Raw genomic sequence first — 20,681 nt, forward strand, 5'->3', positions numbered from 1 at the left:
CATTATATAATCCATATCAAAGAATAAAAAAACCTTGTAATGACATAAGCATTACAAGGCTTAACTAATATTTATATTTACTTTATATTTACATTTTCACTTTATTTTTTTATAACTGGAAAGTATACTTCTGTGATATATTCACTAGGCTTACATTTTGTTTCAGGTCCTTTAATATATTTATCAAAGGGAGCTCCTGCTATTTTATAATCATTTTGCTTAATCCAATCCATAAGAGCAGCATATGCTTCCCCAATTTCTTCATAAGGACCTATAAATGTAGTATAAACATGTAACCCTCCTTTAAAAAGCTTTGTAGCCAATTCTTCACTCTTAATCTCTCTATCTACAGAAACACAAACTTCTAAATCTGTCATTTCATGATCAAAGTCTTCATCATAGTACATAGTCATAACATTTCCTGTTGGATTAAGACCATTTTTATAAATCTTCTGAAATAATTTATTTATTAAATCGCCAATTTCATTTATAGCGATTCTATCCCTTATGCTCAATATATTAATTTCTTCTAATTGACAAATAGAAATATTAAAGCTCCTTTTAATGCTCATTATATCCTCACCTTTCATAATCTTTTTTTCCATTTCCTTTAATTCAAATAAAATACTGCTGTTTAACTTGATTTCAATTTTAATTTCATCTATACGCTTTTTTATTAATTTATTTAGCTCTTCTTCATTCTTATCTTTTTCATCTTCAATAATCTTTTTTATTTCCTCCAATGAGAAACCAAATCTCTTTAATTTATTGATTGTCAAAATATCCTTTATTTGAGTTTTTTCATAAAATCTATATTGATTTTCTGGATTTACATAATTTGGTTTAATCAAACCTATCTTATCGTAGTGTCTTAACATTTTAGTTGTTACTTTGCCTATCTTAGAAAATTCACCAATTGTATACATTATAACCTCCTGTATATTCCCTCTTCGAAGTGGTTAATTATATTTTAAACTTTACCATAGTGGTAAGGTCAATACTTAAATATATATTTATATTAACAAAAGAACTGTCTCACTCTAGAAATTCATTTCTATTTTGAAACAGCCCCTTTTATTTTAAAGAGTAGATTTATTTAGTTTATTACCCTATTCCATTATATATAATGCCAAAAATCAATACTAATATGGATGAAATAGGGAATACAAATTTAGCTAAAGGTTGAAACCATTTTCCTAAAGGCTTTTCCGACCCAAGATTTATATCTTTTAAAGCGTTATCCATACCATATATCCAAAAGAATGTAATTGCCGCTACTAATGAACCTATTGGCGCTAAGTATATAGTCACAAAGTCAGCCCAAGCTCCAAATCTATTCATGCTTAAATCTAGGGGTATACCTATTATAAAAGCAATTAAAGCTATAATAATTGAGCTCTTTAATCTATTTGCTTTAAATACACTCATAAAAGCTTCTGAAGTAGCCTCTAACATATTAATTATAGATGATATAGAGGCAAAGATAACACTCAAGAAAAACAGTATACCAAAGTAATATCCAAAGGGCATTGATTTAAAAATATAAGGCATAGTTATAAAGAGTAATGAGGGTCCTGCCTCAGGGTTTAATCCAAAAGCAAAAGCCGCTGGTATTACTATAAAAGCCGCAAGTAAGGCTGATAAGCTATCAAATACAGCTACTTGCACAGTTGCTTTAGGTATGTTTACGTCTTCCTTTAAATAGCTTCCATACACTACCATACCCGCTCCATTTAAGGATACTGAAAAGAATGCTTGTCCAAGAGCCATTACCCAAGTAATTGGTTTAAATAGGTATTCCCATCTTGGTATTAAAAGATATTTGACTCCTTCTATGGCATTTGGCAGTGTACTCACTCTAATAGCAAGAACAGTAAAAATAATAAATAGGGCTGGCATCATGATTTTATTCATTCTCTCTATACCTTTTATTACTCCAAAAGCAACAATAGCTAATGTGAAAGCCATAGCTATAAAATGCCAAGGAATGCTGCTTTTAGTTCCTGCAAAATTTGTAAAAAAGGTTCCCATATCTTCTGTGTAAAATTCACCTTTTAGTGAAGCATAAAAGTATTTAAACACCCATCCAACAACAACGCCATAAAAAACCAAGGTTCCCCCTACTGCCATAATAGGCATAAAACTCAACAGCTTGCCACCTTTTTTTCCTCTTTCATTAAAAACTTCTTTAATTCCTTGTAAAGAACCACTTTTTCTAGACCTACCAAAGGCAAACTCTCCTACAAGCCCTGTTGATCCTAAAAGAAACACACATATAAAGTAAGGTATTAAAAAGGCTGCTCCTCCATACTGCCCAAGCTTCCATGGAAACATCCATATGTTTCCCAATCCCACTGCTGATCCTAAACAGGACAGCACAAATCCTAGTTTACTTGTAAAACTTTCTCTTTCTACCATACTACTATTCCTCCTAAAATTATCGTGATGTCATATGCCACCGGAAAATATTTAAGTTTTCTGCATCAAGCCAGTGGCAAATAAATGCTTTAAATATAAAAAGGGCTTTCTCAAATCCTATTAAGGACGAGAAAACCCGTGGTACCACCTTACTTTACACATAATTGTGCCTTAAATCGCTATATCGGGCGATCCCGTAATGCTCTCACATTATGACTCGCGAATGTAATTTGCTAGCCTTTGCAACACATGATTTTCACCACCCACCATGCTCTCTGAATAACACACAAAAACTGCTACTTTCTTCCTTCATAGTCCAATCATTTTATATATTCATGGATTATATCACATATATATAAATTTGTCACTACTTCACTACATATTTATCCCTTTTATATTTTATAATTATATTTTTATCAATATTTAGTTAAGCCTTTTAAGAAAAAGTGGCAATTTTTCTAATCTATCTATTAACAAAATTATTAAGTTTAATATTTCCTGCAGTAAATAACACTAAGGACATCAAAATTATTATCATAGAATTAGGAAATATAACTCCATTCATTATGCTGTCAAAAGCCCAATATTGAGGAGTAAATTTGGATAAATTATTTATTATCCAAGAAGTTTTCTCGGAGTGTAGACTAAAACCTGCCACGTTCAAAAATGCACTGGTGACGCCAACAAGGGTTATTGTAAGGGATGCTATACCTTCATTTTCAAATACTCGTGTTGCCAAAATTCCTAGGCTTAATGAATATAAGCTTATTAATATTATATTTATCAATACTATGTGTAAGTTCTCAAATGAATATCCTATTATAAATTTTTCTGCAAGTATCACCGTGGTATAAATGCCTACTTGTAATAAAAACATAGCTAAATATAAACTGCCAATAATCTCCCAACCCTTATTTGCAGTACTTATTGCTCTGGACAATATCTTCTCTTTTTTAAGCAGTATTATTTCTTGTCCTATGGAGCTTGCTGAAAATATAATAAAATTTATAATCAGAAGTACTGTATAAAATAATCCATCATCTATTTTATCTTCTTTCTCCATTACCGTAGTAATAGTGCTTTTACTTAACTCTTGTTCCCCTCCTATGACCCCTTCTTTAAGGTAAATTCTATTTTTAATCATTTCATTTATCTCTTCATTTAATCTTCCTTCTATAACAAAAGTGCCATTACCTTCTTCTCTTTTATATGCCTCAATAATAGTTTTTTTACCTTCCTTTATTTTTTCTGTAAAATCTTCTGGAATTACGTATACTGCAACAACATCGTTATTTTTCAAAGATTCTAATGCTTTATCTTCATAATTATGATAAATAGAAGACTTATTTACATCTAATTTTTCCATCAATATATTTGCATAATCACCTTTATCTTTTATATTAAAGGCTACCTCTACTCCACCTCCATCAGATCCTTTAACAAAAATAAAATAGGTTCCAGTAATAACTACTACAGGCATTATAAGCATTCCACCTAACATTTTCATATCTTTTATCATTCTTTTTAGATGAATTAATGCTAAATTTATTATCTTCATTATTCCTCACCCCACTTTAATTTTACTTTTAATAAGCTAACTATATATAAAACAGCAGCGCTTGTAGCAAACATAAATATATAAGGATATAAGTCATTTAATGAATCATTCAATAAGTAGTTATTATAGGATTTAATTATCAAATTATTAGGCATAAACTTACCAATAAAGCTCATAAAAAAATTATCTATCTTATCTATTGGCAAAAACACTCCTCCAAAAAAGGAACTTATAATTAAAAGACCATTTAATAATTGAATAGCAGTTTTTTTACTTTTTATAAATGCGATAACAAGACCTGCTGCAACAGCTTCTAATACACTGGTTAGAGTGAATAAAATCGTCAATAAACTCAAAGATCCACTAAAAGATATATTAAGAATTCTATAGGTCATAATATATATAAAATTCATAATCATAGCAAACATAAAAAAGGTAACTAAATTATAGTTGAAATATTGTACTTTGCTCAGCGAAGTAGACATTATTCTATTGAAAAGGCCATTTTCTCTTTCAGTATAATATTTTGTGGATAAAGACATAATAGTTAAAATTATAATAAAACTCATTATAGATACTGAGTAATACTCAAAAGAAGTTAAATTCTTTTTTGTCTTTATTATATTATTTTCTATGATATTTTCCTTGTATAACCCATTAAGCTTAGAATTTATATCCTTTAACTTCTCTTCTCCTAACTTATTTTTTATGACCACTCCCTGTTGAATCTCTTGGTTGTACTTATCTATAAGTGTGGTTATTATTTTAAATGAAGACAATTTCTTTTTATCTTTTTGATCAATTTTTATTTCACCTTGTTTTAAATTTAATAAGCTTTCTTCATATCCTAAGGGGATTTTTATATTTATATCACCTTTATCTTCTTTTTCAACTTTAATTATTTTTCTTAATTCTTCCCCTTGCAAGAAATCTATTAATCCCTTTGACGCATTGGAATTGTCCTCATCTACAATACTAATTGTAACTTTTGATATTTCATTTGATATATCAAATACTTCCTTTTGAAAATATCCATGGAGATAACTTAAAGAAATTGGGAATACTGCAAAAACAAATAGCATCATAGGCAGTTCTTTTATAATGCCTTTTAGGGTTAACTTAATATATGCCTTTAATTTCATTTATATTGCCTCCCTAATCCCTAAGCTTTTTCCCAGTTAGCGATAAGAAAACTTCTTCTAAGGTTGGCTCTTCAAAATTTATTCCTTTTATTTCTACATTACATTTTTGAAGAAGATTTAATAAAGAATTTAATGTAAAATCTTTTTTATCTACAAAAATGTTTACTAAACCATTTTCTTCTCCACATTGCTTTACTCCCGGTAGTTCTTTAAGTTTTAATAACAACTCTCCTTTATACCCTCCTAAATTTAATTTAATTTTATCCTTCTCACTAATTAATGCTTTTACCTCTTGAATACTTCCTGAAGCTATTTCTCTTCCTAAATCCATTATGAAAAGTTTATTGCAAAGATACTCTATTTCCTCCATATAGTGAGATATATAAATTATGGTTGTATCATTTTCTCTATTTATTTTTCTTGTAAATTCAAAAATATTATTTCTAGATTGAGGATCTATACCTACCGTAGGCTCATCTAAAATCAATATTTTAGGTCTGTGCATAATTGCCGCTGCAATATTTAACCTTCTTTTCATTCCACCTGAAAATTTTTTAACCTTTTCCTTTCTCTTATCCTTTAGTCCTATTACCTCTAAAGCCTCTTCTATCCTTTCCTTTAAGAGCTTTCCATTCAATCCATAAAGAGCTCCAAAAAATTCTAGGTTGTCATAAGCAGTGATGGTTCCCATCAAGGCTAACTCTTGAGGTACTAATCCTATCTGTCCCTTTACTTTTAGAGGTTCCTCCTTTATTGAATGTCCTCCAACAAAAATTTCTCCAGAGTTTGCTTTAAGTAAACCTATCATAATATTTATTAAAGTGGTTTTGCCAGCGCCATTAGGACCAATAAGTCCATAAATCTCTCCCTTTTCTATATTAAAAGAAATGCTATCTAATATTAATTTATCATCAAATCTTTTTACTACATTTTTTACTTCTATAAGACTCATAAAAAAACCCCCTTAAATTTTCTATCTAATTATATAGTAGAATATTTAAGGGAATTTACATATTGTCCTAAGTAACAATGTTCAGTGACTTTTGTCACTTTGATATTCCATTTTTAAATGCAAATATTGCCATTTGAGTTCTATCTCTTAAATTAAGTTTTGATAATATGATGCTTATCTTGTTTTTTACAGTTCCCTCTGAAAGATATAATTTTTCTCCTATTTCTTTGTTAGAAAAACCTTTAGCCACTTCTTTAATAATTAATATTTCTCTATCAGTAAGATCGTACTCTTCAATTATTTCTTTGCTATTTACTTCTTTTAAACATGTGTCAGAAATCATTTTAGAGGCCACTTCTGGATGCACTACCACATTGCCTTTTATTGCAGCTTTAATTCCCTCATAAATCAATTCATAGGAACTATCCTTTAAAAGATAGCCCGACGCCCCAAACTTTAAAGCTTCATGAATATATTCTGTATCGTTAAAAGTAGTTAATATCAACACTATGGCTTTAGGAAATTCTTCTTTAATCATTCTAGTGCCCAGTACTCCATTACATTCAGGCATTCTAATATCCATAAGCACTAAGTCCACATCTTTCTCTTTACAAGTGTTTAAAGCATGGTATCCATTACTACAGAGTTCCACTATTTCTATATCATCATAACTAGAAAGAATTATCTTTAGTCCTTCTCTAATTAATTTTTCATCATCTGCAATTATAATCTTAATTTTATTCATATATGCTCTCTCCCTAAATATAACTTAAAATAAAACCACCCTTAAAAGGAAACCTTCTCCGCTCTTACTGTTATAAGATACATCTCCTCCAATTTCATGAACTCTTTCCCATATACTTTTAAGTCCCATGCCCTTTTCTATATTATCCGCTCCAAGTCCATTGTCTTGCATAGTCAATATAATATTTTCTGTATTAAAATTTATAAATATATTCACTTTACTTGCTTTTCCATGCCTTAAAGAATTTGATAAAAACTCTTGAATTACCCTATAGATTACAAAGGATTGTTCTGAATTTAAAATCCATTTTTCTTTTGCATAATTTAATTTCACTTCTACCCCAGTAAACTTTTGGAAATTTTTAATTAATTCCTCGATGGGTAACATACCTTGATTTTCTTTAAATTCTCTAGGTTTTAACGCTCTAACAGCCCCTCTAACTTCTTGAAGACTTCCTTTTGCAAATTCTCCTAGATTACTGGCCATTTCCGAGGCTATTCTCCCATCTTTTAAAGCTACTTTCTCTATAGCTCCTAGCTGTATTATCATAGTGGATAGAGCATGTCCAACGCTATCATGTATCTCCCTTGAAATTCTATTTCTTTCTCTTAATAGGGTTAATTCTTCAATAGAGCTAGCGTATTCTTCTAAGTCTAAATTTGCTTTTATTAGCTTCTCCTCAGAAATTCTTAATTTATCGTAGAGCTCTTGAGCCTTAATCTTTTTATTGTTTTCTTCTTTAATATAAAATACCAATAAATATATTATAATTATTGCAGATAAACTGGATAATAGTTCACTTATATTTAAAGCTACATGGGAATAACTAGAATACACAGCTAGTAGAGAAATTATAGTTAATTCTATATAAGATAAATTATTCTTTAGCATAAAAGCACTGTCTATTGTAGGAATTAAAAAATAAAATATAAGTAACCCTCCATAACTTTTATATGCCATAAAAGCTAACAAACATTCTATTATTATAGAGAGAAAAATCAACAATGTATTTTTATTTAAAATAAAAAACCTTATTTGATTATTTACTATAATCAAAAGAATCACCATTACAGTGTTTATAGTTATGTTATTCTCCCTATAGGTGACTATGCTAGATAATAATAGAGTTATGATTATATATCTAATAATGACTAATAATTTTTTACTATCCATTCACTTTTTTCCTCAATTATTAATAGTTGTTACAGATATATTATAGCCTAATTCCACACAATAAAAAATAGGAGCTAGTTTTATATTCATAGCTCCTCAATTAATATTATTCTAGGTCTATTTTTAATTCTTCTCCTACAATTTCGTATAAATTATCAAAATCTGGAGTGACTATTTTATAATCATTTAATCTATCCAGTTGTAGTTTAGGTTCTCCCTTATATTTTCCTATTTCCATGATATACTCATTATCTTTTATTCTTTTAAATAGGCTTTTTCCTAAATAGGAATATCTGCTGTTTTCAGGCTTAGTTTCATCATATATACCAATTTCACCATCGAACACCTCTAAGAATTTCCCTTCCTCTATGGTTAAATAAAGTTTTGTATATTTATCTTCCTTATTTTCTTCAAATTTATTTATAGTTAATGCTCCAAATTTTTTAGTATTAATAGTTATAGGAAGTTCATCTAATGAGCCATGCTTTATATAGTTTTTATAAATATCTTGATGAATTAAACCTTTTTCTATGTCATCCTTATCCATCTCTCTAAAATATTCATGTTCCATTAGAAAAAGTCTCTTTATTGGAGTTAAAATTAGGTAACTAGGTAGTTTATCCTCTGCAATATTAAATTTCCTCTCTCCTTTAGTTTTAACATTGTTATAGGAGTATCTACCACTGGTGTTTTGTAATCCCCTTCCATTATCATCTGAAATAAGAAATTTATATTCATTTTCAAACTTTAAATGTTCTTTAGAGCTTTCATCCTTATTAAATCCTATATTTGATTTAGAGAAAATAATTTTTGAGCTAATAGGACTAATGTTAATGCTTTTGATCTTAAGTTTTCCATAACCATAATTCATATTTCTATCTACTTTTACTTGGCGTATTTTCTCATTCATACTATCTAAGTCAATTTTAAAACTTAAGTTCCATTCTCCTTCAACTCCCGCTATTCTTTTTATTCTTTGCTCTATTCCTATTTCAAATTTAGGCAGGCTGAATTCTTTTAAACTAAGCTTTTCCCTAATTATAAAATTATAATCATCGATTTTTTCATTGCCAAGATAAGTCCATCCATGGCTTTCCGTTCCAACAAATTTTATATCTCTGCCATTGTACCTATGTGGTAGTATAGTTATTAAATCATCTTCATTTTTAAATTTTAATGGTTTATCACTTTTAAGTATATATGCTATATATAAATCATTTCCATCATAAGTAGCTTCTTTAACACTTAATTCCATACCCTTGTCCTCTGCTTTTGCTTCTATTGCTGTAGAATATTTAGATAGTTTCTCTTCTTTAAACAATGTGTTTAATATGGGAATTTGATTAGCTAATGCTGGATTACTATATAAAACAACTCCTGTTACTGTCGTTAATAGTGCTATGGATGCTGCAGATATATACTTTACTACTCTTCTATTAAGTTTTTTTCTTTTTATAATTTTAAAACTTTCAGTTATTTTTTTATCTACTTCGCTAGGTAGCTCCTCTGTATTTATTTTAGAAAGAATTTCTTTTAAACTCTCATCATTTAACATATCTTTCAAATCTATCACTCCTGTCCGATAAAGCTCTACTCAATTCTTTTCTTGCTCTATATAATCTAGATTTAACCGTTCCCTCTGGTACTTCTATTAACTCTGCAATATCTTTAATATCCATGTCTTGAATATAATAAAGTTCTACAACCATAGTTAAATCTTTATGTAGGTTATTGACTATATGCCTCAGCTCCACCATTTCCATCCCTTGGCAAATCTCATTTTTTTCAATTACTTCTTCTAAACTAACTATATTTTTATGCTTTTTTATAAAGTCATTACAATTATTTATAAGAATTCTCATTAACCAGGATTTAAATACTTTAGGGTCTTTTAATTTTTTTATATTCTTATAACTTTTAAATATAGTATCCTGAATTATATCCCCTATATCTTCATTGTTATTTATCATGGATTTAGCAATGCTATACATAAGTCTTTTGTACATTTCAATTAGCTTAATAAAGGAATCTTCATCCCCTCTCTTAGCTTTTTCTACTAAGGATTCTACCTCGTTGTCCAAAACTCTCCCTCATTTCTTTAAATCACATATCTTTAAATCATATATTAATTTTTAAAATAGTGCACCATTTAAAATTAATATCATATACTAAGACTCTATAATTTTGAATTCCGTTCACAATATATTATAACTACATATTTTCATGATTTTATGGTAATATTTATCTAAGTAAAACTTTGGTTAATTATTAGTAAAAAGTGAGAAGCTAACCATAGATAAAATAATTTCTATTAACTTTGCAATTAAATTATTTATTATTAAATATTAAATTAATAAAAACATTGGAAAGGGGTTTTAAAATGGAACATAACGAAATTCTAAAAAAATACGCAGGTCTTGCTGTTAAAACAGGGGTTAATTTACAAAAGGGGCAAACTCTTGTTATATCTGCTCCCGTAGAATGTGTTGAATTTGTAAGATTAATTGCAGATATGGCTTATGATGAAGGAGCAAGGGACGTAGTTTTAAATTGGAAGGATGATTTATTATCAAAAACTAGATATCTAAAAGCTCCTGAAGAAATATTCGAAGAGATGCCTCAATGGCAAAAGGATTTTTATCTCCATTATAGTAGAAGTGGAGCTGCATTCTTAAGTATTTCTGCTTCTGATCCTGAAGTCTTAAAAGAAGTGGATCCTAATAGAATTGCAAAATCTCAAAAAACTGCAAGCATGGCACTAAGAGAACATCAAGAAAGACTTATGAGCAATAAAAATCCATGGTCTATAATATCCATACCAACAAAATCTTGGGCTAGAAAAGTATTCCCTGGAATAAGTGAAGAAGAAGCAGTAGAAAAGCTTTGGGATGCTATATTTAAAATAGTAAGAGTAGATAAAGAAGATCCTGTAGCTGCTTGGGATGAACATAAGGAAAATTTAAAAAAGAGCTTAGATTTTTTAAACTCTAATAACTTTAAATATCTTCAATACAAAAACTCCATTGGCACAGATGTAAAAGTAGAATTACCAGAAGATCACTTATGGCTTGGAGGTGGAGATTTTACACCTGAAGGAGTTGAATTTATAGCTAATATGCCTACAGAAGAAGTATTTACATTGCCTTTAAAAACTGGGGTTAATGGGACTTTAGCCAGCTCAAAACCTCTTAACTATAATGGTAACTTAATTGAAAACTTCTTCATAACCTTTAAGGATGGCAAAATTGTAGATTATAAAGCAGAACACGGTTATGAATCATTAAAAACCCTTATAGAAACCGATGAAGGCTCACACTACTTAGGAGAAGTAGCTCTAGTTCCTTATGATTCTCCTATTTCAAATTCTAATATTATATTCTTCAATACATTGTACGATGAAAATGCTTCTTGTCATTTTGCTATAGGAAAAGCATACCCTGTATGCATAAAAGATGGAGAAAATATGAGCAACGAAGAGCTACAAAAATCAGGAGTTAACGATTCTCTTACTCACGTAGACTTTATGGTAGGAACTAAAGACTTAAGCATCATAGGAATAACCCATGAGGGTAAAGAAGTTCCTGTATTTAGGAATGGAAACTGGGCTTTTTAATTAGTTGACTACCAAAAAATAAATATGGCACACTGATAATTTCCATAGTATATAAAAGTTCAAACATAATTAAATACACGGGGTTATCAGTATGCCAAATCAAGTGATTCTTAGCTTCAGATGGAGTTTGCTTAAAAGGAATACTTACTCCAACTGAAGCTTAGAAGAACTTATCCAGGGACGTAGCATCCGTTATGCACAGCATAAGAACTCTAAATCGCTTTCACAGAGTGCGATGAGAGTATTACGAATGGTAGTCATCGGATAAAATTTACAATTACTATAATGCAAAAATTTCTTCTATTTCCTCTTTTCCCATATTGGATATCAAAATTTCTTCTCCAGAATTTTCATCCATAATTTTTCCTATTATTCCCCTCTTCTTTTCTTGTATTTTATAAATTTTTTCTTCTATGCTTCCCTTTGCAATGAGTCTTATAACTTCCACGGTTTTCTTCTGCCCTATTCTATGAGCTCTATCTGAAGCTTGCTCTTCTACGGCTGGATTCCACCATGGGTCAAAATGAATTACTATATCCGCAGAGGTTAAGTTTAATCCAGTACCTCCTGCTTTGAGAGATATTAAAAATATTGGAACCTTCCCCTCATTAAAATCCTTTACTAAAGTTCCTCTTACCTCACTTTTTATACTTCCGTCTAAGTAGAGGTGGGTAATGTTATTTTCCTTAAACTTCTGTGATATATTTTTTAAAACAGAGGTGAACTGAGAAAATATTAGTATTCTATGCCCTTCTTCTATGGAGTTCTCTACTATATTTAAAAGAGCCTCCATCTTACCGTTTCCTCCATTGTAATTTTCTATAAAAGTGCTAGGATCACAACATATCTGTCTTAATCTTGTAATTAAAGATAGTATTTTAATTCTACTTTTATTAAATCCATTTACCTCTATTTCCTCACTAAATTCCTTTTTAGCTTGAGTGGCAAAGGAGGCATAAATCTTTTTTTGTTCTTCCTCCATATCTACTATTACGTTATGCTCAATTTTAGGAGGCAATTCTTTAACTACATCCTTTTTTAGCCTTCTTAAAATAAATGGCTTTATCCTTCTGTTCAGCTCAATTAAAGCTTTTTCATCCTTGTTTTTCACTATAGGCATCTCATATTTTTGAGAAAACTTTCTATGAGTGAGTAAATATCCTGGCATAATGAAATCAAATATAGACCATAGCTCTGTCAGGGAATTTTCTATAGGTGTTCCAGTTAAAGCAAAAGAATGGTCCGCCCTTATGCTTTTAACTGCTTGAGCATTTAAGGATTGAGGATTTTTTATATTTTGAGCTTCATCTAAAAAACAATGGCTAAATTTTATATGTTTATAGTCTTCAAAATCTCTTCTTATAAGAGCATAGGAGGTAATGACCAAATCCGTTTCTTTAATATTTTCAATGCTTTTTTCTCTTTCTTCTTTACTTCCAGACACCACAACATACTTTAATTCTGGAACAAATTTATTAACTTCATCTACCCAATTGTACACTAAAGAAGTTGGGCAAATTACTATAGAAGGACGCCTATCTTGAAGATTTTCCTCCACTTCAGATTTTATAAAAGCTAGAGTTTGAAGAGTTTTACCTAGTCCCATTTCATCTGCAAGAATGCCTCCAAAACCGCAACTGCTTAAAGTTTTAAACCATTTAAATCCAAATTTCTGGTAAGGCCTCATTATTGCTTTCAAATGACTAGGTACTTGAATATCTATATCTCCTATATCCTTAATGCTATTCACTAGCTCTTTAAAGGGTTTATTTCTTTCTATAAAATCTAGTTTATTATCCTTAATAGAAGAATCTAAATACACAGATTGATATTTAGATAGTAGGATTTTATCCTTTTCTAATTGAGAACCTTTTATATCTAAGTTCTCAATTAAATTTAGTACATGGTGGAGATTATTTTCTAATAAAGAAATAAAGCCGCCTTTTTTTAATCTGTGATACTTTTTCTTTTCTTTTAAAGATTGGAATACATCCTTTAACTCACTTTTATCTATACCTTCAATATCAAAGGTGAACTCCAATAAATTTTCTTCATTTAATCTAATAGTAGATTTATAATTTGAGGAAGAGTATATTCTCATATTTTTAAATTCCTCTGAGTAGTAAACCTCTCCCAATTCTTGAAGAAGTTCCATTCCCTTTAACATGAAATCTAATATCTCATCTTCATTTTCTAAAAGATAAGCTTCCCTACCCTTTCTAAAAGAAAAAGCTTCTAAAATATTTATAATTTTATTTTCCTCATCTATGTTTCTAACTAATATTTTTTCTTTTCCTCTTTCTTCTTTTATTAAAGGATTTATTTCTATTTCTCCATACTTAAAAATTATAGTACATGAGATCTCTTTTTCATTTTTATCAAAATACATAGAGGTTTTTAAAGGTTCTTGATAAAATCTATCCTTAAACCTCTCTTCTATTTCTACCTTCCTACCTATCTTATTTAATAGCGGAAGTACATAGGAAGCTATTTCTTCATTATAATCTTCGTTGAAACTGATCTCCATGGTTTTTTCATTTATAAAAGTATTAAATAGTACTCTATAAGCTCTAACCCAACTTTCCGAAGGTATATATATTTTTCCTTCATAGAAAAAATAATTACTACCTTCACTTAGGGAGGTTGGTAGTTCTGAAACCTGCTTTATAAATACCTTATCCTCTTCTAATTTCAAACTAAAATCTATAAAAAAGTCTTCATTTACTATGGGCACTTCCCCTAAATCATTATCATCCATGGTTAATCCTATGGTTCTATTTTTGAGAATGTTGAGTACCTTTTCTAAATTATTTTCTGTAAGGTATACTTTTTTACCTTTCATTATCTTAGCGCTGCTATCTGTATAATGACTTATATTTTGAATCATATTATCATTTTCATAAATATCCATCAACAAATTTATTATGTCTTCATCTTCTTCCCTAAAACTATGAATCTTAGAATCTAGAGTAAATCCTTTCCCAAAATAAATTTCTTTTTCAAATTTTAACCCTTCTATGAATTCCCTTATATTCTTCACAACATATTCTTTCTTTTCTCCTACTTTCATTTCAAAGGTTACAAAACCACCATATCCCATAGAAAAGTCTAGCTTATAGCTAGTATTTAAATATCTTTTATTTATAATGCCTCTATCTTCTAAGAAGCTTTCTTTAATATTTTTTAGTATCTCTTCACTTTTCCTCATTTCACAACTTTTTAATATTCTCTCCTTATTGTCAATGAAATGAAGAATTGCGGATACTATATGTTTACAAACCTTTCCTACATACATGCAATCACAACCACATGTAAAATAATTACTTCCATTGATAATTTCTACATGGGTATCATATTCTTTAATTCCATTAGAAGAAAGAACTTTAGAATTGATCTCTAAAGCAGTATTTCCCCATCTTTTAACTATTTTCCCCTCTATGCTCAAAATGGAATTATTATTGTAACATCTAATACCTCTAGCATATATAAGATCCCCTGCTGCTCTCTTAACAACTACTTTATCTATGTCAAACAAAAGTCCATTCCTCCTCTTAGCATTACTAATTATGATTATATCCAATATCTATTTTACTATAAAGAAAAAAAGAAAGAAATTAACATACCTCTTTCTTTAAAATACCTTTATTATATATCTAGTGTAGAAAGTATAATCATAAGTCCCCCTACTATATGATATATACCTAATGGTTCTCCTAAAAATATAGTACCATAAGCCAAAGCTGATATAGGATCTATGTAACTTAGCAAGGACGCCCTTTGTGCTGTCACATGTTCAATACCAGAAAAGTACAATAGATATGCTACACCAGTATGAACTACACCTAATATTAATATATTTATTAATGAATTGATATCTTTTATATATAAATTTCCTCTATATATTACAATTGGAGTTAATATAAGAGTGCTTATAAAAATTTGTATAAAGGTTCTATCATAGCTGGAAAAATTTTTAATGTATTTATTAAGTAAAATTACAGTGGCATATAGTGTAGCAGCCAAGATTCCATAAGCAATTCCTTTACTATGAACATAGTTACCACCACTACTTTGGGGTTGATTCATAACAATTAAAGCTAGTCCAATCATAGCCACCATTGCTGATGCTAACTTTTTTACCGTCAACTTTTCTTTTAATACAATAGGCGAAAGCAATACAACAATTACAGGTGCAGCATAATAGCTTAAGGTGCCGTTAGCTACAGTAGTATATTTATAGGCTTGAAATAAAAATAACCAATTAAATGACATGACAAATCCAGAAATTATAAGTAAAATCACGTTTTTCTTATTATCCTCTTTATTTTCTTCTTTATTTTCTTCTTCTCTTTGTCTTCTTTTAGCTATGGTCTTCACAATCAATAAGAAAACACTAGCAATAAGAGCTCTTAAAAATACCATCTCAATAGAAGGTAAATCAATGCTTTTTACAAATAGGCCTATGCTCCCAAAAATGGCCATTGATAGTATTATTTTTAAATCTGGCTTCATGAATAAGTCCCCCTTTAACAAGTCAAATTTCTTCTATTCTATCATATTTCAATTTGGCATAACAACAAACCCCATAAGAATTACTTCTTATGGGGTAAATTTAGCAAATATTATTATCTTCTAAATCCTCTGTTATTGTTTTGTTGTTTTCTTGCTCTTCTACAGTCAGCACATCTCTGTGGTTCGTTTTCGAATCCTTTTTCTTTGTAGAAATCCTGTTCTGATTCTGTAAATACGAATTCATTTCCGCAATCTTTACAAGTTATATTCTTATCTGCCATTTCAACATTCCTCCTTTTTCAATATTAAGATTTAAAGTTGATTAATCTAACCTTTTAAAAAAAAGAGGAAATATTATTCATCATATTAAATCTCTTGCTAATAATTAACTTAACTACCAGCGCTTGATAAGTATATCACTTATATATTAAATATGCAATAGATAATTTGAAAATAGTTTTTATTTAATTATTTTAAGTTAATCAGCCTTTCTTCTCATCTCTTTTTGTACTTTCTTTAAGGCTTTCTTAGAACCTCTTTCAATATCTCTTTTCAGCTTTCTTTCCTCATAGCTAGTGAATAAGCTGTTTAAATCATAATCTTTTGGATATAAATTTTCAGCTTCTAAAAATAGTTCTACTCTTTTTATATTAACTTCAATTATTTTATTTCCATATAGTACTTTTATATTATTAAGTTCATCTTTTTCTTTATAAACTATTCCAAAATCATTGTAATCTAGTAGTCTTATCTTGTCGCCAATTTTATACTTATAACTTTCTTCAGTATTTTCCTCTGCTTCAATAATTACATCTTCTGTTTTTATCTTACTTCTTTTTACTAAATCAAGGTTATAATCTTTTTTTTCAATGTAGCCCTTTGCTCTTTTTAGCACTCCTTCTTTTAATCCCATTTTCTTTCCTATCCAAAGAGCATTGCTTTCTCCTGATTTCCCTATGGTTAGTTTATATAGAGGCTCTAGAGTTTCAGGGTTAAACTGCATACATGCATTTTGAAACTCTGGATGATTTTCTCCAAACTTTTTTATCTCTCCATAGTGAGTTGTGGCTATAGTTATACATCCCATATGATAAAATTCCTCTAATATAGAAATAGCAAGAGCTGCTCCCTCATTAGGTTCTGTTCCAGTTCCTATTTCATCAAATAGTAAAAGAGTTCTTCTATTTGCCTCTTTCATAATTTGAGCTAAGTTGTTTATATGAGAAGAGAATGTGCTTAGAGAATTTTCTAGGCTTTGGTTGTCTCCTATATCTACAAATACTCTATCGAATATGCTAAACTCCGAGTCCTTAGCTGCACTTACATGAAATCCCGATTGAAGTGCTAATGTTAGCAGTCCTAAGGTTTTTAATACCACGGTTTTTCCTCCTGCGTTAGGTCCAGTTATAATTAAACTTCTATAGTCCCTTCCTATTTCAAAATTTAGAGGAACTATCTCTCCTGTTAGCAATGGATGTTTTCCTTTTATTATCTTGGTATATCCATAATCATTTACCTTAGGCTCAATACCGCTAATACTATTACTGTATTTTGCCTTTGCAAATACCATATCATACTGTCCCATAAGCTCTAAATTAATTTTTATCTCTCTAATTTTTTCATAAACTAACCCAGTTAGGTATGATAAAATTTGATATACTTCACAAGCCTCTTCCGATTTTAGTGCTACTAATTCAATATTAAATTTTCCAATGGAGTTTGGTTCCATAAATACAGTTGAGCCTTTTGATGAAGTGTCTACTATTACCCCATCAACCTGGTTTTTACAAGTAGCTTTTATTGGTATTACATATCTATCATTTCTTTTACTTATATAAAACTCTTGTATATACTTCTTGTTTTCGCTGGAAGCTAGAAACTTATTTAATTTCTCTTGAATTTTACTTTCTGTATTTTCTATGTGCCTCCTTATTCTCCTAAGTTCCTTACTGGCAGAAGAATCCACAGTATTTCCTTTTATGGAATTATTTATTTCCTCTTCTATAGTCTTCATTCCTGCGATTGAAGCTGCATAAGAACTTAATGTAGGAGCATAAGCCTCTTTATCTATCATAAACTGCTTAACTTTTCTACATCCTCTTAAAAAATCAGAAACTATGGTAAGCTCTTCTCCTGATAGAACTCCACCCTTTTCAATCTTTTCTAAGGCGGCCTTTATATTAAATAACCCTTCTAAGGGTATGTGATTTGTCGTATTTAATAAATTTTTACCTTCACTGGTCTCCTTCAATCTTTTTTGAACAACCTTAATGTCATTACTTGGCTCTAACTTATCTATTAATTCTTTTCCTAAACCGCTTACGCAATAAGATTTTATCAATTCTTTTAATTCATTGTATTGTAATTTTTCAAATGTAATATTATTCACTTTTAAATATCTCCTTCACAAAAATTTATAGAAATTTTCCCTTGATTTTATAAATCTCCATGAAGATACGCTCCGAAGGATAGGTTTGGAGTAAAAATAAAAGCTGTGGATACTTCCACAGCTCAAAATCACACCTTAATAAAGACAGCCTAAATAAACTATCCTTTAATATATTAAAGTACATTATACGTGGACTTAGTATCTTCATATTATCTCTAAATAAATCTATAGCAAATAAAGGCATTTTATATACCTTTTTTCAGATTTATTCACCAAAAACATGTCTATTCTGATACTACCCCGCGCATAAAGCACCTCATCTTTCTTATTTCAAACCTATCTCATACTAGTTTATTCTACGCTCTTAAAAATGTCAATAGATTTTATTTAACTCTCCAAGTGGTTCCTTCTTTAGAATCAATAATCTCAATATTATTACTCAATAAAATCTCTCTAATTTCATCCCCTCTTGCCCAATCTTTATTTTTTCTTGCAGTATTTCTTTCTTCTATAAGCCCTTCAACCCATTTTTCATCGATTAAGATTTCTTTTGTTTCTTCTTCACTTAAAAGATTTAATGAAAACACTCTGTCAAAATCTTCAATAAGGTAAGCTTTCTCATTATTATTTAAAGTCGTTTCCTTTATTACCTCTTCTAAAACAGTAAAAGCGTTAGGTAAATTTAAATCATCACTTATTTGGAAAGAAAACTTTTCCTTATAATTATATATTTTATTTTCATCTATCTTTTCATCCTCAAGTTTATTCTTCACTATATTATTTACTTTGTTTCTTAGTTTTTTCAGTGCCTTTCTTGCCTCTTCAAGGCTCTCGAAGCTAAATAATAGTTGCTTTCTATATCTAGATTGTAAGCAAAAATATCTATAATCTAATGGACTATACCCCTCTTCTACTAACCTTGATAGAGTAAGAAAATCCCCACTAGATTTTGACATCTTTCCTTTGTTTAGCACTAAAAACTCTCCATGCATCCAGTAGTTAACCCACTTATGGCCTAAAGCACTTTCTGATTGAGCTATCTCATTTGTGTGGTGTACAGGAATGTGGTCAACTCCTCCGCAGTGAATATCTATTCTATCCCCTAAATATTTTATTGACATAGCAGAACATTCTATATGCCATCCTGGAAAGCCTTTTCCCCAAGGAGATTCCCATTGCATTATTTGATTAGTAAATTTTGAGTTTGTAAACCACAATACAAAATCCAAAGGATTTTTCTTATAAGGATCAACCTCAACTCTATTTCCTGCTTCTAATTCTTCTAAAGTCAGGTTAGCTAATTTATTATAATCTTCAAATTTATCTATAGAAAAATAAACATTACCATTAGCTATATAGGTAAAACCTTTCTCCTCTAATATTTTAATGAACTGAATCATATCTTCTATGTGTTCTGTTGCCCTGCTAGTTACTGAAGGAGCCTCTATATTTAGTTCTTGGCAATCCTTTAAGAAGGCTTCCTCATAAAATCTAGCTATTTCCCATACTGTTTTCTTTTCTCTACTGGCCCCTAAAGCCATTTTGTCCTCTCCAGAATCTCCATCAGATTCTAAGTGACCTACATCTGTAATATTCATCACATGTTTTACTTCATATCCCAAATAAGTTAAGGATTTTTTTAGTACATCCTCAAATATATAGGTTCTTAAATTACCTATGTGGGCGAAGTTGTAAACTGTAGGTCCGCAGGTGTATAACCCCACCTTCCCTTCTTCTATTGGGATTAATTCTTCTTTAATTCTGCTCAAAGTATTATAAATTTTAAAATCCATTCTTTTCACTTCCTTTTACATAATTAAATTATCATTTTCTTGGTTAATTTGATATGAATAAAATAAAAGAACTGCAGATTTCCCTGGTTTCTCTAAAACAGAAAAACCACAGGGTATGACCTGCAGTTTAAATATCAATATATTAAATTTATAGAGTAATTACACTATAAACTCAAAGGATATAGGATTATATAATGCACGCAGATCCGTTGTTATTTATTCTTTTACATATTAAATTACTTAAACAACAACAACAGCAACAATACATCATTGTAAATACCCTCCAAATTTATTTTATATATTTATTATACAATGCTTATAAGAAAATTCATAGCATTCTTTATAATAATTGTTTATTTTATTTGTATTTTAAAATTTATTATAAA

15 protein-coding genes are annotated in these 20,681 nt (G+C 29.6%); 1 reads left to right on the forward strand and 14 read right to left on the reverse strand.

Going from position 1 to position 20,681, the window contains the following annotated elements; genetic code table 11:
- Window positions 1-101 precede the first annotated feature (101 nt).
- The 9 genes from RYO54_RS05150 to RYO54_RS05190 form a co-directional block, all read right to left on the reverse strand.
- Window positions 102-926, reverse strand: a complete 825-nt coding sequence (locus RYO54_RS05150; RefSeq protein WP_315116387.1) for a MerR family transcriptional regulator — start codon at window positions 924-926, stop codon at window positions 102-104.
- 178 nt (window positions 927-1,104) lie between these two features.
- Window positions 1,105-2,418 carry a sodium-dependent transporter gene (locus tag RYO54_RS05155; protein WP_315116388.1) on the reverse strand — a complete coding sequence of 438 codons (1,314 nt, stop codon included), beginning with the start codon at window positions 2,416-2,418 and terminating at the stop codon, window positions 1,105-1,107.
- A 463-nt stretch (window positions 2,419-2,881) separates the two neighbouring features.
- Window positions 2,882-3,976 (reverse strand): ABC transporter permease, encoded by a 1,095-nt coding sequence (locus RYO54_RS05160; protein ID WP_315116390.1) that lies wholly within the window; start codon window positions 3,974-3,976, stop codon window positions 2,882-2,884.
- Complete coding sequence (locus RYO54_RS05165) at window positions 3,976-5,118, reverse strand: ABC transporter permease (RefSeq protein WP_315116392.1); 1,143 nt, start codon at window positions 5,116-5,118, stop codon at window positions 3,976-3,978. The genes RYO54_RS05160 and RYO54_RS05165 overlap by 1 nt, the downstream gene beginning before the upstream one ends.
- A 13-nt stretch (window positions 5,119-5,131) precedes the next feature.
- Entirely contained in the window at window positions 5,132-6,070 is a 939-nt protein-coding gene (locus RYO54_RS05170; protein ID WP_315116394.1) for an ABC transporter ATP-binding protein, read from the reverse strand.
- Window positions 6,071-6,164: 94 nt separating this feature from the next.
- Window positions 6,165-6,815: a response regulator transcription factor gene (locus RYO54_RS05175; protein WP_315116396.1), complete on the reverse strand. Its 651-nt coding sequence runs from the start codon at window positions 6,813-6,815 to the stop codon at window positions 6,165-6,167.
- A 24-nt stretch (window positions 6,816-6,839) separates the two neighbouring features.
- Window positions 6,840-7,988 (reverse strand): sensor histidine kinase, encoded by a 1,149-nt coding sequence (locus tag RYO54_RS05180; protein WP_315116398.1) that lies wholly within the window; start codon window positions 7,986-7,988, stop codon window positions 6,840-6,842.
- Window positions 7,989-8,094: 106 nt separating this feature from the next.
- Entirely contained in the window at window positions 8,095-9,543 is a 1,449-nt protein-coding gene (locus RYO54_RS05185) for a DUF4179 domain-containing protein (protein ID WP_315116529.1), read from the reverse strand.
- Window positions 9,533-10,069 (reverse strand): sigma-70 family RNA polymerase sigma factor, encoded by a 537-nt coding sequence (locus tag RYO54_RS05190; protein ID WP_315116400.1) that lies wholly within the window; start codon window positions 10,067-10,069, stop codon window positions 9,533-9,535. The genes RYO54_RS05185 and RYO54_RS05190 overlap by 11 nt, the downstream gene beginning before the upstream one ends.
- Before the next feature lie 299 nt (window positions 10,070-10,368).
- Between RYO54_RS05190 and RYO54_RS05195 the strand changes: the two genes are divergently transcribed.
- Window positions 10,369-11,601, forward strand: coding sequence for an aminopeptidase (locus RYO54_RS05195; RefSeq protein WP_315116401.1), 1,233 nt, complete (start codon window positions 10,369-10,371; stop codon window positions 11,599-11,601).
- 280 nt (window positions 11,602-11,881) lie between these two features.
- Here the strand turns inward: RYO54_RS05195 and RYO54_RS05200 are convergent, their stop codons facing one another.
- The 5 genes from RYO54_RS05200 to cysS form a co-directional block, all read right to left on the reverse strand.
- Window positions 11,882-14,671: a DEAD/DEAH box helicase gene (locus RYO54_RS05200; protein ID WP_399549095.1), complete on the reverse strand. Its 2,790-nt coding sequence runs from the start codon at window positions 14,669-14,671 to the stop codon at window positions 11,882-11,884.
- Window positions 14,672-15,246: 575 nt separating this feature from the next.
- Window positions 15,247-16,113: a DMT family transporter gene (locus RYO54_RS05205; RefSeq protein ID WP_315116404.1), complete on the reverse strand. Its 867-nt coding sequence runs from the start codon at window positions 16,111-16,113 to the stop codon at window positions 15,247-15,249.
- A 113-nt stretch (window positions 16,114-16,226) separates the two neighbouring features.
- Window positions 16,227-16,394, reverse strand: coding sequence for a zinc-ribbon domain-containing protein (locus tag RYO54_RS05210; RefSeq protein ID WP_315116405.1), 168 nt, complete (start codon window positions 16,392-16,394; stop codon window positions 16,227-16,229).
- Between the two features lie 197 nt (window positions 16,395-16,591).
- On the reverse strand, window positions 16,592-18,502 hold the full coding sequence (locus RYO54_RS05215; RefSeq protein WP_315116406.1) for an endonuclease MutS2: 1,911 nt from the start codon (window positions 18,500-18,502) through the stop codon (window positions 16,592-16,594).
- 383 nt (window positions 18,503-18,885) lie between these two features.
- Window positions 18,886-20,295, reverse strand: coding sequence for a cysteine--tRNA ligase (gene cysS, locus RYO54_RS05220; protein WP_315116407.1), 1,410 nt, complete (start codon window positions 20,293-20,295; stop codon window positions 18,886-18,888).
- Window positions 20,296-20,681 lie beyond the last annotated feature (386 nt).

It is taken from the genome of uncultured Clostridium sp. (assembly GCF_963515715.1).
Classification (GTDB): Bacteria; Bacillota; Clostridia; order Clostridiales; family Clostridiaceae; genus Clostridium_AW.

Excerpts from the sequence above, each read along its gene's own strand:
- RYO54_RS05150 (WP_315116387.1), bottom strand. The coding sequence starts at position 926 with ATGTATACAATTGGTGAATTTTCTAAGATAGGCAAAGTAACAACTAAA.
- RYO54_RS05155 (WP_315116388.1), bottom strand. The coding sequence starts at position 2,418 with ATGGTAGAAAGAGAAAGTTTTACAAGTAAACTAGGATTTGTGCTGTCC.
- RYO54_RS05160 (WP_315116390.1), bottom strand. The coding sequence starts at position 3,976 with ATGAAGATAATAAATTTAGCATTAATTCATCTAAAAAGAATGATAAAA.
- RYO54_RS05165 (WP_315116392.1), bottom strand. The coding sequence starts at position 5,118 with ATGAAATTAAAGGCATATATTAAGTTAACCCTAAAAGGCATTATAAAA.
- RYO54_RS05170 (WP_315116394.1), bottom strand. The coding sequence starts at position 6,070 with ATGAGTCTTATAGAAGTAAAAAATGTAGTAAAAAGATTTGATGATAAA.
- RYO54_RS05175 (WP_315116396.1), bottom strand. The coding sequence starts at position 6,815 with ATGAATAAAATTAAGATTATAATTGCAGATGATGAAAAATTAATTAGA.
- RYO54_RS05180 (WP_315116398.1), bottom strand. The coding sequence starts at position 7,988 with ATGGATAGTAAAAAATTATTAGTCATTATTAGATATATAATCATAACT.
- RYO54_RS05185 (WP_315116529.1), bottom strand. The coding sequence starts at position 9,543 with ATGTTAAATGATGAGAGTTTAAAAGAAATTCTTTCTAAAATAAATACA.
- RYO54_RS05195 (WP_315116401.1), top strand. The coding sequence starts at position 10,369 with ATGGAACATAACGAAATTCTAAAAAAATACGCAGGTCTTGCTGTTAAA.
- RYO54_RS05200 (WP_399549095.1), bottom strand. The coding sequence starts at position 14,671 with ATGAAAGTAGGAGAAAAGAAAGAATATGTTGTGAAGAATATAAGGGAA.
- RYO54_RS05205 (WP_315116404.1), bottom strand. The coding sequence starts at position 16,113 with ATGAAGCCAGATTTAAAAATAATACTATCAATGGCCATTTTTGGGAGC.
- RYO54_RS05210 (WP_315116405.1), bottom strand. The coding sequence starts at position 16,394 with ATGGCAGATAAGAATATAACTTGTAAAGATTGCGGAAATGAATTCGTA.
- cysS (WP_315116407.1), bottom strand. The coding sequence starts at position 20,295 with ATGGATTTTAAAATTTATAATACTTTGAGCAGAATTAAAGAAGAATTA.